The sequence below is a fragment of the Novosphingobium sp. 17-62-19 genome (assembly GCF_002256775.1).
Classification (GTDB): Bacteria; Pseudomonadota; Alphaproteobacteria; order Sphingomonadales; family Sphingomonadaceae; genus Novosphingobium.
Genome location: NZ_NCII01000072.1, coordinates 1 through 17187 on the forward strand (window position 1 = coordinate 1; position 17187 = coordinate 17187).

Here is a 17187-nt window from a genome sequence, read left to right on the forward strand (position 1 = left end):
GGCAGGACGGCGACGGTGGCGGCAGAGGTGTGGATGCGCCCGCCGGATTCGGTCACCGGCACGCGCTGCACGCGGTGGACGCCACTTTCGAACTTCAGCTTGGCGAATACGCCATTGCCCGCGACGTTGGCGACGACTTCCTTGTAGCCGCCGATGTCGTTGGCGTTGACCGAGACGACTTCCACCCGCCAGCCCTGCTCGGCGGCGTACTTTTCGTACATGCGGAACAGGTCGGCGGCGAACAGCGCGGCCTCATCGCCGCCGGTACCTGCACGGATTTCGAGCATGGCGGGGCGGCTGTCCGCCGAATCGCGCGGCAGCATGGCGATGGCGAGGCGGTGTTCGGCTTCGGGCAGCTCGGCGTGGATGCGGCTGAGTTCTTCGTCCGCCAGCTCGCGCATGTCGGGATCGTCAAGCGTGGCAAGGCTCACCAGTTCCTCACGCATCGCGGCGATTTCCTGCGCGATGCGGGCCACGGGTTCGAGTTCCGCATAGTCGCGGCTGGCGGCGATGAAATCAGCGCCTTCGAGCGTGCCCGACGCGAGCCGCGCTTCGAGTTCGGCGAAGCGATGCGTGAGGTGGCCGAGGCGGGCGTCTGATACGCTCATGCGCTGCCCCCACACTGCGTCATCCCGAGCTTGACCCGGGATCCCGCTTGGTCGTTACGCGCCGCGAGAAGAACAGCGGGACCCCGGGTCAAGCCCGGGGTGACGGGGATGGGGTTGGCTGTCCCTACAATCACGCCGTCATGCTGAACTTGTTTCAGCATCCATCCCTCCGCAGGCAATGTCCGTGCGGGGTGAGAGATGGACCCTGAAACAAGTTCAGGGTGACGATGCATTGGGTGGCCGACAAGGGCTTTGGAATCGCTCATGGAAGGCCCACTTCAACTCGGCGCACCAAGCCGTGCTTCCATTTGTGACCAAGTCTCTTTGACCTGCAGGCCCATAACGAACTCCTGATCCAATTGGATCACACCTGCTAAGATGTCCGAAATTCTAGCAATGTCTGGTTCCCACGTAGGATATTTGGCAATAGCACGAGACTTCAACACTGGTTGACCGTTCTCCCCTCGCGTCACGCGAAGCAAAAAGTTATTCCGGTCAAATGCTAGCTTTTCATATCGCTTTTTCGGCGAGCCAGTGGTCCTCAACTCACAGCTAAAACCAAATCTGCGAAGACTGGATGCGACTGCGACAGCTAGCTGGTCGAACTCGGCAACTTCAGAAAACACTCCGAAGTCGGCTCGTTGGGTAGCCTTCTCGGCTGATATCGAATCCCCCACCAACATCGCCAACCGCTCGATCCCAGCAGCCCAGCCGACCGCAGGCGTGGGCGAACCGCCAAGCGCTTCCATCAACCCATCATAGCGCCCGCCGCCCAGCACGGTGCCTTGTGCGCCCAGCCGGTCGGTGACGAATTCGAACGCGGTGTGGCGGTAATAGTCCAGCCCGCGCACCAGTGCCGGGGCGCGGGTCCATGATACGCCCGCAGCATCCAGCCCGCCGGTGACCTTGGCGAAGAAGTCCTGTGCTTCGGCGCTCAGGAAATCGTCGATCTTCGGGGCTTCGGTGGTGAAAGGTTTGTCGCGCGGGTCCTTGCTGTCGAGGATGCGCAAGGGGTTGCGTTCCAGCCGGTCCTGCGAATCTTCCGACAGATCGCCCTTCACGGCGCGGAAGTAGTCGATCAGCGCGGCGCGCCAAGCTTCGCGGCTGGCGCCATCGCCCAGCGTGTTGAGTTGAAGCGTCACGCCGTCCAGAATGCCCAGTTCCTTGAGCAGCTGGTCGGCCATCACCAGCAGTTCCACATCGGCCTGCGGTTCGGCTGCGCCGATCACTTCGGCGTCGATCTGGTGGAACTGGCGGTAGCGGCCCTTTTGCGGGCGTTCGTAGCGGAACAGCGGGCCGTGGGTGGCGACCTTCAGCGGCGCGTATTGCTGCCAGCCATCGGTGATGAAGGCGCGCGCGATGCCTGCGGTGAATTCAGGGCGCAAGGTCAGCGATTCCCCGCCGCGATCTTCGAAGCTGTACATTTCCTTGGAAACGACATCGGTCGTCTCGCCCAGCGAGCGGCTGAAAACGGCGGTCTTTTCGAACACCGGCATTTCGATGCGCCGAAAGCGGTAGAGCTTGCGCACGCGTTCGAACGTTTCGACGACGAAGGCGAAAGCCTCGGCATCGGGGCCGAAGATGTCCTGGGTGCCGCGGATTGCTTGTGGGGTTTGCTGACTCATGGCGCGCGATTAGCCGTATTCGGGCAAAACGGGAAGCACTGACAAAAAGGTGCGCTCCGATGGTTGCGATTGTGACCGCTTCGCGTCATGAACTGCCTCCATGATCAAGAAACTCGCGGTCGCCCCGCTCTTCCTCGCCCTTTCCGTGTCCACTCAGGCACTTGCCGCGAATTCCGCACCGATGGCGGTGCCGATCACGCAGACCGTGCCCGATGCGCAGGACGTGGCCTATCCCGGCACGATGACGCTGGACATTGATGCGTCGGACACGATGCGCCGCGCCTATCGCGTGACGCAGGTGATCCCGGTGGCAGCGGGCGCGAAAGAGCTGATCCTGCTGTTCCCGCAATGGCTGCCCGGCAACCACGGCCCGCGCGGGCCGCTGGCCGAGCTGGTGGGCGTGCAATTCTTCGTCGATGGCAAGCCGGTGGAGTGGAAGCGGGACCGCGTTGAGGTTTTTGCCTTTCATGTGATGCTGCCCGCAGGCGCGAAGGCGGTGACGGCGAAGTTCATCCACACTTCGCCGCTGGAATCGCGTGAAGGGCGGATCACGATGACGCCCGAAATGCTGAACCTGCAGTGGGAGAAGATGAGCCTGTACCCCGCAGGCCATTACGTGCGCCAGATCAAGGTGAAGCCAACGGTGACTCTGCCGCAGGGCTGGACGCCGGCCACCGCGCTTGATGGCATGAGCATGAGCGGCAACCGCGTGACCTGGGCCGAGACCGATTACGAAACGCTGGTCGATTCGCCAATCTTTGCGGGGCGCTATTTCAAGAAGTGGGATCTGGGGCAGAAGGTCACGCTCAATGTCGTGGCGGACAAGCCAGAGCAGCTTGAGGCCAAGCCCGAACATATCGCCGCGCATTCGGCGCTGGTGGATGAAGCCAAGCTGGCCTTCGGGGCCAACCACTTCGATCACTATGAATTCCTGCTCGCGCTGTCCGACAAGATCGGCGGCATCGGGCTGGAGCATCACCGGTCGAGCGAGAACCAGCTTGAGCCGGACGCCTTCACCGCGTGGGACAAGCAGGAGTGGGACCGCAACCTGCTGCCGCACGAATATGCGCATTCGTGGTCGGGCAAGTTCCGCCGCCCCGCGCGGCTGTGGACGCCCGACTATCGCCAGCCGATGCAGGGCGATCTGCTGTGGACCTACGAAGGGCAGGACCAGTTCTGGGGTGCCGTGCTGGCCGCGCGTTCGGGAATGCAGGGCAAGGACATCGTGCTGGGGATGCTGGCGGGCTGGGCCGGTGGTTACACGCAGCAGCCGGGGCGTGAATGGCGTTCGGTAGAGGATACCGGGTTCGATCCGGTCTTCGCATCGCGCAAGCCCAAGCCTTACTCTTCGCTGGCGCGCAACGAGGACTATTACACCGAAGGCGCGCTGGTGTGGCTGGAGATTGACCAGATCCTGCGCGAAGGCACCGGCGGCAAGAAATCCATCGACGATTTCGCCAAGGCGTTTTTCGGCATGAATCCGGGCGATTATGGCCAGATCCCGTTCGAGGTGGACGAGATCGTGACCAAGCTGAATGCGATCCATCCCTATGACTGGGCCAAGCTGATCGACACCCGCATCAACCAGCCGGGCCAGCCCGCACCGCTGAACGGCATCGCCAAGGGCGGCTACAAGCTGGTGTGGAAAGAAGAGCCGAACCCCTACACCAAAGCGGTAATGGAGTTCGGCAAGGGGCTGAGCCTTGCCAACTCCATCGGCGTATCGCTGGACAAGGACGGCAAGGTTACCGGCACGCGGTGGGATAGCCCTGCCTTCAACGCCGGGATCGTGACCGGCGCGCAGATCATGGCGGTGAACGGCCTTACCTATAGCGCGGACGATTTGAAAAAGGCGATCACTGCGGCCAAGGGTGAAAAGGGCACACCACTGGACCTGCTGGTCAAGCGTGGCACCCGGTTCGACACCATCCGCATCGATTACAAGGACGGCTTGCGCTATCCGTGGCTGGAGCGCGAAGCTCCCGGCAAGGCACCGACCGGGCTGGACCTGCTGCTTGAACCCAGGCGGCCAGGTGCTGCGGCAAAGAAGTGACCTGATATGGCCCTCTCCATCGCGAGAGGGCCAATTCGTGATAAGTATTGTTGCGGCGCACAACAGGCTTCGCTAGGGCCTGCGCGTTCTCTCCACCCAACGAACAGGGCCACAGATGCGCATCGACATGATTCCCACTGGCGACAATCCGCCGGAAAGCCTGAACGTCATCATCGAAGTTCCCATTGGCGGTGAGCCGGTGAAGTATGAATTCGACAAGGCATCGGGCGCGCTGTTCGTTGACCGCATCCTGCACACGCCGATGCGCTATCCGGCGAACTACGGCTTTGTGCCGCACACGCTTTCGCCCGATGGCGACCCGCTTGATGCGCTGGTCATCGCACGTTCGCCCTTCGTGGCAGGCTCGGTCGTCCGCGCGCGCCCGATTGCGGTGCTGAACCTTGAAGACGAGCATGGCGGCGATGAAAAGCTGGTCTGCGTGCCGGTCGATTCGACCTTCCCGTACTATTCCGACGTGAAGGAACGCGAAGATCTGCCCGAGATCGTGATGCAGCAGATCGAACACTTCTTCACGCACTACAAAGACCTGGAAAAGGACAAGTGGGTGCGCGTGGGCACGTGGGGCGGCGCAGAAGACGCCAAGCAGATCACGCTGGAAGCCATTGAACGCGCCAAGAACGCCAAGGGCTGAGCGGTTTCGCCAGAGTTGAAAAAGGGGGCGTGGGTTCGGCTGAACCTGCGCCCTTTTTTGCATTCTGATGTCGGGACGCAGGCCCACGGCGCGCACGCCTTGCAACCAAGTATCGTCACCCTGAACTTGTTTCAGGGTCTATCTATCCACTCGCACTGCGGGCCGTGTTGAGAGATGGATGCTGAAACAAGTTCAGCATGACGAGAGTTTTGTTGGGCGGACGCCGTTAAAAAGTACAATGCGACGAGCGCTCAATCCCCCGCCACGCTCATCCCGTCCACCCGCAGCGTTGGCGAATCGATGCCGCGATACACTTCGAGGTCGTTCGCAGGGGTCAGCGCAGCGAACATTTCGATCAGGTGGCCCGCCACGGTGAATTCGGCAATCGGCCCCGCCAGTTTGCCGTTCACGATGCGGAAGCCCGAAGCGCCACGGCTGTAATCACCGGTCACGCCGTTGACGCCCTGCCCGATCAGTTCGGTCACATAAACGCCATCGGCGATGTCAGCCATCAATTCGGCCGGCGTCAGGCTGCCCGGCTGCAACACCACGTTGCTGGAGGTCACATGCGGCGCACCCGATGACCCGCGCGAGGCGTGGCCGGTGGGCGTGGCGCCCAGTTGGCGCGCGGCGGCAGCGTCCATCAGCCAGCCGGTGATGTGGCCCGCGTCCACCAGCTTGCGCGGGGCAGTGGGCAGGCCTTCGCCATCGAACGGGCGCGAGCGCATACCGCGCGGGAGCAGCGGATCGTCGGTGATGGTGATCGCGGAATCGAACAGTTTCTGGCCATCACGATCAAGCAGGAAGCTGGCGCGGCGCGCAATCGATGCGCCGGACATCGCACCGATCAGGTGGCCCACCAGCGAATTGGCGACGCGTGGATCGAACACCACCGGCATCGGTCCGCTCTTCACCCGGCCCGGATTGAGGCGGCGCACGGCGCGTTCACCCGCTTCCCGCCCGATGGCTTCCGGCCCGAGCAGATCAGCGGCATGGCGGGTGCTGCGCCACGAATAGTCACGCTGCATCGCGCTGCCTTCTCCGGCCACAACGCTGGCCGAAACGCTGTGGCTGGACGCCGCATAGGCGCCGGAAAAACCGTGGCTGGTGGCAAGCGCGAACAGGCCGCGCCCGGAGCTCGCCCCGCCGCCTTCGCTGTTGGTCACGCCCGGAATGGTGCGTGCGGCGTCTTCTGCTTGCTCGGCAAGGCTGCGCAAGTCGGCGGGGCTACGTTCGGTGGCATCGTCAAGATCGAGATCAAGCGCATCGCCACGCAGCAGCAGGTCTTCTGCTGCAAGCCCTGCAAACTTGTCTGCAGGCGCAAGCCGCGCCATTGCCACAGCGCGGCTGGCCAGTTCATCAAGCGCGGCATCGCCAAGGTCGGTAGATCCGATGGAAGCTGAAGCCCCGCCGACAAACACGCGCAGGCCCACGCTTTCGGATTCGGAACGCTCCACGTCCTCCAGCTTGCCAAGGCGCACGGAGACTGACTCGGAAGCACTGCCAACATAGACCGCATCGCCGGCATCGGCCCCGGCGCGGCGCGCGCGCTCGATCAGCGCTTCGCAGCGTTCGCGGGCATCGGCGAGTGACAGCATGGAATGACCTTTCGCAACAGCAAGGTTGCGCGGTCTAGAACAGGGAATGCCCGCTAGCAATCAGTGGCGGAAAAAGCGCTTGTCAGAAAAGCAGCGATAGCGCGCGGTATCCGCCGGTAATCACGATTGGGAGGATCGCAGCCAGCGCCCAAACCTTGATCTGATCGCGCCGGAACGCAGCTTTGTAGGCCATGTTGTGCGCCTGTTCATCGGTCAGGTGTTCCCAACGGCGTTCGAAATGGCGAAACAACGGGATGATCGCGGCGACCAGCACCACCAGCACGAACAACGGCAGGATGGATGCGCTGCTGCCTTGAATCTCGTGCATGGTCACGAAGATTTGCAGGCCGGTATAGACCAACAGGCCATAGGCGACATTGTCGCTCATCTTCTTGCGCCAATCGACCTTGGCCGAATGGGTGGCCTGTACTGGTGCGACCTGTGCGCTTTGCGAGTTTAAGGCCTTGTTCATGGCTCTTTACCTCTTTTATCCTGCTCCATGCAGAATAGATCACGCACTGCCCCGCCCTGCAAGGCCTATTGCAATCGATGCGTCTTTCATCGGGATTTAAGGGAGCTTTGCTAAACTACCATGCATAAATCCTGCCAGACTTGCAGCGCAGGGTTTGAAGTGCGGGGCTGACCCGCTAATGGTGCCACCCAAGCGATTGAAACTGCCGAGCGGATTGATGACAACGATCGATGAAACTGCCGCCCCTGCCAACGCGGCACCCCCGATTCCGCAGGGCGGGCTTGAGGTCGTGTCCATCGCCAAAAGCTATGACAAGCGGGCGGTGCTAACCGATATCTCGCTGTCTGTGGGCAAGGGCGAAGTTCTGGGCCTGCTTGGCCCGAACGGCGCGGGCAAGACCACTTGCTTCTATTCGATCATGGGCCTTGTTCGCCCGGATTCGGGGCGAATCCTGCTGGACGGCGTGGATATCACCAAGCTGCCGATGTACCGCCGCGCGATCCTTGGCCTTGGCTATCTGCCGCAGGAAACATCGATTTTCCGGGGTATGACGGTAGAACAGAACATCTCCACCGTGCTTGAACTTATCGAGCCGGACAAGACCACGCGCGAGGCCGAGCTGGAACGCCTACTCGATGAATTCGGGCTTACCCGGCTGCGCGCCAGCCCGGCGATGGCGCTATCGGGCGGTGAACGCCGCCGTTGCGAGATCGCGCGGGCATTGGCCGCGCGGCCTTCGATCATCCTGCTGGATGAACCTTTTGCGGGCATCGACCCGCTTTCGATCAACGATATCCGTCATTTGGTGAAAGACCTTTCAGGCCGCGGGATCGGCGTGCTGATCACCGATCATAACGTGCGCGAAACGCTGGATATCGTGGACCGCGCCTGCATCATCTATGGCGGGCAGGTGCTGTTTGCCGGCAGCCCCGAGGCGCTGGTGGCCGATGCCAACGTGCGGCGGCTCTACCTTGGCGAGGGCTTTACGCTGTGACGAGCGTAGCTGGCTGATGCAGGTCTCGGGGAGGATCTAGATCATGGCTTTGGGGCCAAGGCTGGACATCCGGCAAACCCAGTCGTTGGTGATGACGCCGCAGCTGCAGCAGGCGATCAAGCTGCTGGCGCTGTCCAACCTTGAGGTTGAGACGTTCATCGGCGAAGCGCTGGAAGCCAATCCGCTGCTGGATGTCGGCGATTCTGCGCCGGTCGACATCGGGGAAGCACTCCCTGAGGAACTGCGTCGCACGCACCTGGAATCCTCACCCGTAGACCAGCTCGTTTCCGAAGGGCGCGTGGCTGAGGACCGGCCGCTCGATATCGATGCTTCGGCGCTCGACCGGGACCGCGATACCGGAGATGGCGCGCGGCTCGAACTGTCCTCCGCGCGCGAAAGCACCGGCAGTGGCGGCGAAGGGCCGGATATCGATGAGCATGGCCATTTTGACCTGACGCTCGCCGAGCATTTGCACGCCCAGATCGGCGCGGCCACGTCTGACCAGCAACTGCTGTTCGTGGCGCGTTGGTTGATCGACCAGTTGGACGAAGCGGGCTATCTGCGGATCAGCCTTGGCGAAGTGGCTGAAGCGCTGGGGCTTTCCGCAGTTGTGGTGGAACGCGCGCTGGGGCTGGTGCAATCGCTCGATCCCACCGGCGTTGGCGCGCGCAATCTGGCCGAATGCATCGCGCTGCAGGCCAAGGAAGCGGACCGTTATGATCCGTGCATGGCGCGGCTGATCGCCAATCTGGAACTGGTGGCGCGCGGGGAAATCGCGCGGCTGAAGCGGTTGTGCCAGGTGGATGACGAAGACTTTGCCGACATGCTGGCCGAGCTGCGCAGCTATGATCCGCGCCCCGGCCTGCGTTTTGGCGGGGGCGCGGCGGAATCGGTGGTGCCCGATATCCTGATCCGCAGCACCGCAGGCGGCGGCTGGGACATTGCAATCAATCAGGCCACGCTGCCGCGCCTGATCGTCAATCGCAGCTATTACGTGGAAATGCGCGGAGCCTGTGTGGGCAAGGAAGCCAAGGCGTGGCTGGGCGAAAAGCTGGCCGATGCCAACTGGTTGCTGAAAGCCTTGGACCAGCGGCAGAAGACGATCCTGAAAGTTGCGGCGGAAATCGTGAAGCAGCAGGACGGATTCTTCCGCCATGGCGTGGCGCATCTGCGCCCGCTGACGCTGCGGCAAGTGGCCGAGGCCATCGAAATGCACGAATCCACCGTCAGCCGTGTGACATCGAACAAGTACCTCCACTGCAATCGCGGCACGTTTGAACTGAAGTACTTCTTCACATCGGGCGTCGGATCGTCCGATGGCGAGGGAGCTTCGGCAGAGGCGGTGAAGGCGGCGATCCGCACCCTGATCGATGCCGAAGATCCCAAGGCGATCCTTTCGGACGATTCGCTGGTCGATCTGCTGAAAGCCAAAGGCTTCGATCTCGCCCGACGGACGGTGGCGAAGTATCGTGAGGCGATCGGGCTTGGCAGTTCGGTGCAGCGGCGGCGACAGAAAGCGCTGGCCGGAGTGCGTTAGAGGAGCGTGCGTTAGAACGCGCCGGGGCGCTCGGACAGCATTTCGCGCACCATATCAGTCAGGTTCGCATCGAACTTTGCCAGCACCTGATGATCCTCTGCCGTGTCCCAGTGCGTCACCAGTTCACGCCCGTTGAACCAGTGCAGGGCGTAACCCGGCGGATCGGCGATGATCAGGTTGCGCTCGTCCGGCAGATCTGCGTCAATGTGGCGCAGATCGAGCGCGACCTGGGGTGCAGTGGATGGGCAGGTCGCCACGAGCGTCCCTTCCCATGTGGTGGCAATTGCACGGTGAATATGGCCGCAGATCATGCCGACGAGATTGCTGCGGCCGCGCACACATTCCGCCAACCGCTCAACCCAGGGTTCGGCAGGATCGGTATTCATCCACGGGATACCCGCTTCAAACGGGGGATGGTGCAGGACGATCAGGTTGCGTGCATCAGGCGCTTCATCAAGCCGGGCCTTGAGCCATGCCGCGCGGGCCGCGCAGAATGCGCCACCGTGCCGCCCTTCTTCCAAGGTATCCAGCACGATCAGCCGCAGCGGCCCTGCATCGACCACATATTGTAGGAAGCCACCGTCGAAAGTCGCTTCGGGAAAGACTTCGGCAAAGGTCGTGCGGACATCATGGTTGCCCAGCGCATAGTGGACCGGAAACGGAATTCCCGAAAACGCTTCACGCAGTCGCTCGTAGCTGACCTTGTCACCACGGTCGATCAGGTCTCCGGTGGCGACGAGCAAATCGGGCCGGGGCTGCATCACCGCCAGTTCCTCCAGCACACGGTCAAGCCGCTGCCGGTTGAACTCACCGGGGGAATCGGGTTCGAACCCCAGGTGAATATCGGTGACCTGCGCTATCAGCATCGTCCCCCCACGACCGCTCAGTGCAGCTTGACCGGGAAGCGCGGACGATCCGCCACTGCCACATTCTGCCCTTCGGGCTTCTTGCGATCATTCTTTGGCACCCAGGGGGCACCGGCATCCATGTGATAGGAGTGACACATCGCGCAGGAAGAATCGACAGGGTCCTTCACGGATACGGATGCAAGCTTCGCGCCCTCTCCGCCGACATGGCAGGTGCGGCAGCCGCCCTTGCCATCAATGCCGGGCACCAGCAGGTCCGTGGCCTTGTTCGAAGTGGCGGCACCCGTGTGGCAATCGGCGCAATCACTTTGCACGTGGGCCTTGTGATCGAACCAGCCCTTGCGGAAATAACGGTCATTCTGGGCTACCGGCTGGATCGCAAAGCCTGCCGTCTGCGCCGTGCCGCCACGGGTGACCACATGGCAATCATTGCACATGCCGCCCTTCGAGAAGACCTGATTGATCGCCGAATCCGCCCCGCCCGGATAGAACCGCACCGCCCGCGCATAGTCCGCAGCGGTGGAACGCAACGCCGCATCGCCCGGCACGCGCCGTGCCATGCCCGAAAGGTTGGCCGGGCGCGAAGGCGCAGTGCCGCGATAGAAGGCGCGCAGATCGGCCACGACCATTGCCGGTTCGCCATGGCGCAGCGTCCGGGTGGTGCCGCCGATCTGGTCAAAGCTGAGCGAGTGGCAGGACTGGCAGGATTCTTCCATCTTCACCGGCTGGAACCGTGTGCCGCTGGGATCAGCCACGTGGCAATCGGCGCATCGCAGCGCGTCCTTGCCCGCAAACTGGCCGGGCATACGCCGCACCATCTGGGCAATGCCATTGGTCGTTGAAAGGTGCTGTCCGTGGGTGAACTTGAGGCCGTTGTTCTCTTGCAGACCCGCATCCCAAGCCACGCGCTTCAGCAAGGGCTTGCCCCCGTCCATACCGGCGATGACCGTCGGCCTGAACTGAGGATGGGCCGTTCCGAAATCGGCGGCATCAGCGATCTTCGTGTCTGGCAAGCGCCCCTTCATCCCGTTGTGGCAGTCCGCACAGAACTGCTGTTGCGTGGCGGGCATAGCACCCGCCCCTTCATGCTCAGTGTGACAATCAACACAGCGCCCCGCCGGCCGGTTGAACGCGCCAGCCACCGCGCGCTGCATCGTGGCCATGCCGGTAGGCGCCCCGCGCGATTGCGCCAGCCGCGCCTTATCCGAAATGTGGTCGTGCGCGTCCTTGGTATGGCAGGTGAGGCAGGCGTTGTCGGTCACCGCCACGAAGGCCTGCGTGTGGCAGGCCTGACAATCATCGTTCAGCGCCTTGTGCGACACGCTCAAAGGGCCGGATGTCCACGTCTCATCAGCGTGGAAGCCATCGGCCCGCCGCGCATCGGCCTGCATCGCCAGCGGCTTTGCGGACATATAGCTGTATATCGGCAGAGCCAGAAACGCGAACAGCACCAGCAGCGTAAAGCCCCATGCCGAAAGCCGCTTTCCGGGCAACAATCCTTTCAACGAATAGGCCGCGCCAATATCGCGATCCTCGGCGGATTCGGAAACGGCCTCAACGCGGCGCACGGTGAGCACCGGCGTTGCGCCATCTTCATCCTGCGAAACCGCGATGCGATGGCCGCCAAAGGCCAGCTCAGCACCGACCGCAGGATCGACCTCGACCTGCTGCGTGCTGCGCCCGTTCACTTCGAACGGTTGTTCGGTCGTCGCGATAACGGTCAACATGCCGTCCGCCCCCAACGCGATACGCGCGTGGACCGGGTTCACCGCAAGGTCGGGCAAGTGGATTGCGCAGGCCGAATCACGGCCCACGGTCATCTCGCGCATTCCGTAATTTGAGGAGCGGACAATCTCCTCACCACTGGATTTGAGCGCGATCTGGCGGACAACAAAGCTCATCGTTCGCTCACCAGTAGAAGAAGACGCTGACGATATGCGCAGAGAGCGCGGCGATCAGCGCGAAAGTGACGGGGACGTGGACATAGAGCCACGCTTGCAACCACGATTTGAGCTTGAGGTGCTGTCGCAACCGTTCGAGCATAGATTCCTTGCGCGTCAGCTGCGCCTCGATCTTGCCAAGCAGATCATCCTTGGTCCGCTGGCGCGAGGCACGCAGAGCGCGCAACTCGTTGATGGCATGGCGGGTGGCGCAATTGGGATAGTTGCCAGTCACTCGGTTCCAGATCGTGCCCCCGAACGGATCCTGATCGAGGCTTTGCCCCACCAGCACCGCCGCCTGCGCATCCAGTGGCTGCGCGGCATCGTGAATCTGCCGGTCGAGCGAGCGCAGCGCCTCGATCATCTGCTTTTCGGTGATCGCGCCTTCTTCGTCATAACGATTGGCCGAAAGCGCGCGGGGCAACGTGGCATAGGCATAGATGCCGAACATCCCCGATCCCACCACCAGCAGCATCAGCGCCCAGGCCAGCGTGTGGACGTTCCACCCGAATTCGAAGCCCGAATGCAGCGTGCCCACCACGGTGACGAGCAGGCCGAGGTAGACGTGCGCACTGGTCCACGCCTTCAGGCTCCACCGCCCCGGCGTGATCGCACGTTTGCGCATTCCCAGCATGGTCAGCCAGAGGATCAACAGCGCGCCGATTGTGCCCAGCGTATAGCCCAGCCAGCTCGATCCGAAATGCGTGCCGGGCAGCGGCACGAAAATATAGAGCAGCGTCAGGACCAGCGCGAGCGCACCGGAAAGCTTGGCCCAATACATGCGGTTGTGGGTGAGGAAGCCTTCGTGCGTGTTCTGGCGCTTGCGTGAGGAGCCGGTCTTCTTGCCCAGCGCAGGCTTTTTTGCGGTTGATGCCATCGCTCAGGCCCCCTCATTCTCAAGCCGGGCGACGGTCAAAAACTCGTCAGGCGAAACGCGGATGGCAGCACCCGTGGGGCAGGCGCGCACGCAGCTTGGGCCACCTTCAATCCCCGAACACATATCGCACTTGATCGCCTTCTTGCGGTCCAGCGCTTCGTCCACCACCGGATCGCCGGTGTACTTGGTGTTCTTCTTCGACCACTTGTATGGCGGCTCGCCCGGCCCCGGACCTGCACCAAAGAACAACCACGAAAGCAGCGACGGCTTCTTTGGCGGGACCTTGTCCATGCGGATCACGCCATAGGGGCAGTTGCGCTGGCAGTTGCCGCAGCCGATGCAGGTGTCGTTGATCTTCACTTCACCGTCCGGCCCACGCTGAATCGCGTTGGGCGGGCAATCGGCCATGCAATGCGGATGTTCGCAATGGCGGCACGATGTCGGCACGTGGAGGTTGGCAAAGCTTTTGCCTGCCTCGCGATCCAGCCGGGACAACCCATCGTGGCTGTCGGCGCAGGCCTTTTCGCAGTTGTCGCAACCCACGCACAACCGTTCGTCGATCAGCAGAACGTCGGTCGCCTCGCCCAGCCCTTGCGAAACGAGGAACTTGGCCTGTTCTGAATAGAGATCGACGATCCCTGAGAACGTATCCTTCTTCGTTTCGATGAAGGCATTCGTCGCGCGGCGCACTTCCATTTCCTTGCGCGCGCGGTCCAGCAACGCAGGCTTGGCGGCGAGCACACGACGGAAGGCCTTGCCATCGATGCGGATCACTTCGCTCTTGATCGCGGCGCGCACCGTGGCGGTGCGGGTGCCGCCATCGATCACGGCCATTTCACCTACGTAGGAACCGGCAGGCAAGTAGGACAGGAACACCGGCTTCCCGCCGACTTCCTTTTCCACGATCATCGACCCGACGCGGATCACATAGATGTCACGGTCATCATCGCCTTCCTTGATGATCGGCTCGCCCGCGCGAACCTGCTGGATCTTCGACCCATCGACCACTTCGATGATATCAGCAGGCGTCAGGCCCGATCCGAACATCTGCAATATCTGCCGCTCGGTAGAAATACGCTCGATCGCGCGTTTGGCGGTTGGCACCTGGCTTTGCAGTTTCAGCGCAGCGTTGCGGCTGATTTCGACGCAGACCGTTTCTTCGGCCGCCACAACGGTCGCCCCGCGCTTGCGCCCGGAAATCAGGCCCACTTCGCCAAAGATCGAGCCGGACGGAATCGGCACGACCTTCGATGGGTCCTTGGGATCAAGCCGCACGTGGACTGCGCCAGATGCGATGGCAAACAGCGATGACCCCGGATCGTTCTTCTCGAAGATAACATCGCCCGGCTTGTAGGAGCGGGCTTCGGAATCAAGCATGAATTCACGCAACTGCAGCGTGGTCATGCCCTCAAGGATGGCAACATTGGCGCGCAGGAATTCGAGCCATTCGTTGACCGAACGCCGCCCAGGAAGCCCCGCAAACTTGGCCTCCAGCAGCGGTTCGTCCGCCGGTTTCAGTGCGGTATTGCCGTTGATGAATTCAACAACGTCATAGCCCTGATTCATGCAGTGCTTGATCAGCGGATAGCCCGCCAGCGCACCGATCACGAAAATGCCCGGCGCGGTCGATTCGAACTGCGGCGACAGCGTCGGGAAGGCCAGCCGGTCCGCACTCGCAAATTCGATGCCGCATCCTTCGACAAAGGCGCGCGGCGGGGCCGAGCCAATTCGCGCGATGATCCGGTCACACCGGATGCGCTCCTCGCCATCGCGGGTAGAAAGGGTGATCCAGCCCGGTTCAACGGACTTGGTCTCACTTTCGTAGCGGATCGTCAGCCTGCCCGCCGCGTCATCCTCAATCAGCGCTTTGGCATTCGGCTCCTTGGCGGTGGAGAAGCTTTCGCGGACGTTGGTGGACTTGGGGTTGCGGTTCAGGATGGTGACCGTGTTGCCCTGCGCCTGATCTTCCACCAGCCCGCGCGCATTCTCGATCCCGGCGTCGCCGGTGCCGATCACGATGATATGCTGATCCAGCACGGCGTAAGGATCATCAAGCTGATAGGTCACGTGCGGCAGATCACCACCGGGGCAGCGCATCAGGTTGGGATTGCCCTGCGTGCCAATGGCCAGCACGACGTTTTGCGCCATCACCGTCTCGCCATTGGTTAGCGTGATGGCATAGGGCGGGGCGTGGCGCTGCAGTTCGGTGGTGGTGGTCGATCCATCGCGCGCGCGGCTGACGATCTTCTGCACCGATCCGGCAATCGCCTCACCGGTGCCTTTGATCGCCTTCACATCGGCGTTGTACATGACGTTGACGCCGAGTTCGGCGGTGCGCCCGTTCCAGCGATCCAGAATGTCTTCGCGCTTTCCAGCGTCAAATTCCTGATCGGATCTCAGGACCAGCTGCGATGGCGTGGCCATCACGTGCTTGCCCTTCTGGTATTTGAAGATCGTATCGGAAAGGTGGTCCGTCTTTTCCAGCAGCACATGGCTGAGGCCAAGCTGCGCCGCACGGCTAGCCGCGCTCATCCCCGCAGGGCCTGACCCAATAATGGCAACCTTGAAAATCTCGCCCACCGGCCTGCGTCCCCCGCATCGCCAACCGACGGCGCATGTCCCTGCGCCTGCCTGTCTCCCGTACCGATTTGCGACCCCTGTTGACCGACATTAACCGATGCACCGCGCATTGCCAGAAACAAATTGCAACCAAGCAACATGCAGTCCCGCATTGCTGCCACCCTTCTTGCTGCTCTGCCGACTTGCGCGCGGACCATCGGGCGCGATATGCGCAAACGGAACCGGAAACCTCAGCCCTCGCCCAAGGGGGTGTGGCGGTGGTCCGGCAGGAGTTGATGATGACCGAGCCGAAGCCAGCCTCTGAACCCCGCGAAAAGGCGGATGGTTCATCGCGCCTTGGCCGGTTTGCCCTAATCAGTGCAGGGCTGATCGCACTTGGCGCAGGCGGCGTTGCAATGATGCGCGGGCCGGAAACACCGCCACCGGCAGCCGTGCCGCCCCCGGCAGTGCCCAGCCAGCAGCCCTCGGTAGATGATGTGATTGCCAAGCTTGAAGCCAAGCTGGCCGAAAAGCCCGATGATGCTGAAGGCTGGCGGATGCTCGGCTGGTCCTACTTCCAGACCGAACGCTATGCCGAAGCCGCGACCGCGCTGAAGAAGGCCACCAAGATCGATCCCGAAAACGCCCAGTCGTGGTCGTTTCTGGGCGAAGCGCTGGTGCTGGCCAGCAAGGAAGAAGGGCGGATGCCGCGCGATGCGCGCGCCGCCTTCGACAAGGCCATCAAGCTTGACCCCAAAGATGCGCGCGCCCGCTATTTTCAGGCCGTGGCGATGGACCTGTCCGGGCGGCACCGTCAGGCGATCAAGGCATGGTTCGGCCTGCTTGAAGATACCCCGGCAGATGCACCCTATGCCGAGGATATTCGTTCGGTGATCCGCGCGGTGGGCGAAAAGCACAAGATCGAGGTGGAAGAGCGGCTGGCCGAAGCGCAGTTCGCTGCACCCGCAGGCGGGGCTGTCACCGATGGCCCGCTCAAGGCCGCAGCCGCCATTCCCGGTCCCACGTCAGAACAGATGAAAGCCGCCGCCGCCTTGCCCAAGGGCCAGCAGGAGGCGATGATCCGGGGCATGGTCGAAGGGCTTGAGGCAAAGCTTGACGCAAATCCGGCAAACGCCGACGGTTGGATCATGCTTTTGCGCAGCCGGATGCAACTGGGTGAGCCGAAAAAGGCCGCTGAATCCTTGCAGAAAGGCCTCACCGCCTTGCGGAACGATAGTGCAGGCGCGCGCAAACTGCGTGAAGCAGCGTCCAGTCTGGGTATTGCAGGGGCCTGATTCGATAGGCGTGAATCTGGAGGGTTCTGTGAGGTCGCGCGTCGCTGAGGGTCGGGTTTGGCGCTGTGCGCGACCTCATTGAAGCCGGATTGAGCGAACCCGTTGACGCGC

At 62.4% G+C, this 17187-nt stretch carries 13 protein-coding genes; 5 read left to right on the top strand and 8 right to left on the bottom strand.

The features are described from left to right. Positions 1-608, bottom strand: a 608-nt coding sequence (locus tag B7X90_RS13145; protein ID WP_292625147.1) for a PCRF domain-containing protein, incomplete at its 3' end; no start/stop codon positions are given. A 278-nt stretch (positions 609-886) separates the two neighbouring features. Next, on the bottom strand, positions 887-2233 hold the full coding sequence (hisS, locus tag B7X90_RS13150; protein WP_292625148.1) for a histidine--tRNA ligase: 1347 nt from the start codon (positions 2231-2233) through the stop codon (positions 887-889). 100 nt (positions 2234-2333) lie between these two features. Between hisS and B7X90_RS13155 the strand changes: the two genes are divergently transcribed. Both B7X90_RS13155 and ppa read left to right on the top strand, forming a co-directional pair. Then, positions 2334-4286 carry a peptidase M61 gene (locus B7X90_RS13155; RefSeq protein ID WP_292625149.1) on the top strand — a complete coding sequence of 651 codons (1953 nt, stop codon included), beginning with the start codon at positions 2334-2336 and terminating at the stop codon, positions 4284-4286. Between the two features lie 115 nt (positions 4287-4401). Beyond that, a complete protein-coding gene (ppa, locus tag B7X90_RS13160) occupies positions 4402-4938 on the top strand; it encodes an inorganic diphosphatase (protein ID WP_292625151.1) in 537 nt (178 codons plus the stop codon). 251 nt (positions 4939-5189) lie between these two features. Here the strand turns inward: ppa and B7X90_RS13165 are convergent, their stop codons facing one another. Both B7X90_RS13165 and B7X90_RS13170 read right to left on the bottom strand, forming a co-directional pair. Continuing rightward, on the bottom strand, positions 5190-6536 hold the full coding sequence (locus B7X90_RS13165; protein WP_292625152.1) for a TldD/PmbA family protein: 1347 nt from the start codon (positions 6534-6536) through the stop codon (positions 5190-5192). An 82-nt stretch (positions 6537-6618) separates the two neighbouring features. Beyond that, positions 6619-7008 carry a hypothetical protein gene (locus tag B7X90_RS13170; protein WP_292625153.1) on the bottom strand — a complete coding sequence of 130 codons (390 nt, stop codon included), beginning with the start codon at positions 7006-7008 and terminating at the stop codon, positions 6619-6621. A gap of 217 nt (positions 7009-7225) precedes the next feature. On the opposite strand from B7X90_RS13170, the gene lptB reads away from it, so the two are divergent. Both lptB and rpoN read left to right on the top strand, forming a co-directional pair. Next, positions 7226-8002, top strand: coding sequence for an LPS export ABC transporter ATP-binding protein (gene lptB, locus B7X90_RS13175; RefSeq protein ID WP_292625154.1), 777 nt, complete (start codon positions 7226-7228; stop codon positions 8000-8002). A gap of 43 nt (positions 8003-8045) precedes the next feature. Then, positions 8046-9539 carry an RNA polymerase factor sigma-54 gene (rpoN, locus tag B7X90_RS13180; protein ID WP_292625155.1) on the top strand — a complete coding sequence of 498 codons (1494 nt, stop codon included), beginning with the start codon at positions 8046-8048 and terminating at the stop codon, positions 9537-9539. Positions 9540-9550: 11 nt separating this feature from the next. Here the strand turns inward: rpoN and B7X90_RS13185 are convergent, their stop codons facing one another. The 4 genes from B7X90_RS13185 to B7X90_RS13200 are packed head-to-tail and all read right to left on the bottom strand — an operon-like array spanning position 9551 to position 15802. Then, entirely contained in the window at positions 9551-10405 is an 855-nt protein-coding gene (locus B7X90_RS13185; protein ID WP_292625156.1) for a phosphodiesterase, read from the bottom strand. Positions 10406-10422: 17 nt separating this feature from the next. After that, positions 10423-12306, bottom strand: coding sequence for a cytochrome c3 family protein (locus B7X90_RS13190; protein ID WP_292625158.1), 1884 nt, complete (start codon positions 12304-12306; stop codon positions 10423-10425). Between the two features lie 7 nt (positions 12307-12313). Then, entirely contained in the window at positions 12314-13222 is a 909-nt protein-coding gene (locus B7X90_RS13195) for a hypothetical protein (protein WP_292625159.1), read from the bottom strand. A gap of 3 nt (positions 13223-13225) precedes the next feature. Further along, positions 13226-15802, bottom strand: a complete 2577-nt coding sequence (locus B7X90_RS13200) for a cyclic nucleotide-binding domain-containing protein (RefSeq protein WP_292625160.1) — start codon at positions 15800-15802, stop codon at positions 13226-13228. A 278-nt stretch (positions 15803-16080) separates the two neighbouring features. Here B7X90_RS13200 and B7X90_RS13205 point away from each other — a divergent pair, with 278 nt between their 5' ends. Beyond that, on the top strand, positions 16081-17076 hold the full coding sequence (locus tag B7X90_RS13205; protein WP_292625162.1) for a tetratricopeptide repeat protein: 996 nt from the start codon (positions 16081-16083) through the stop codon (positions 17074-17076). Positions 17077-17187 lie beyond the last annotated feature (111 nt).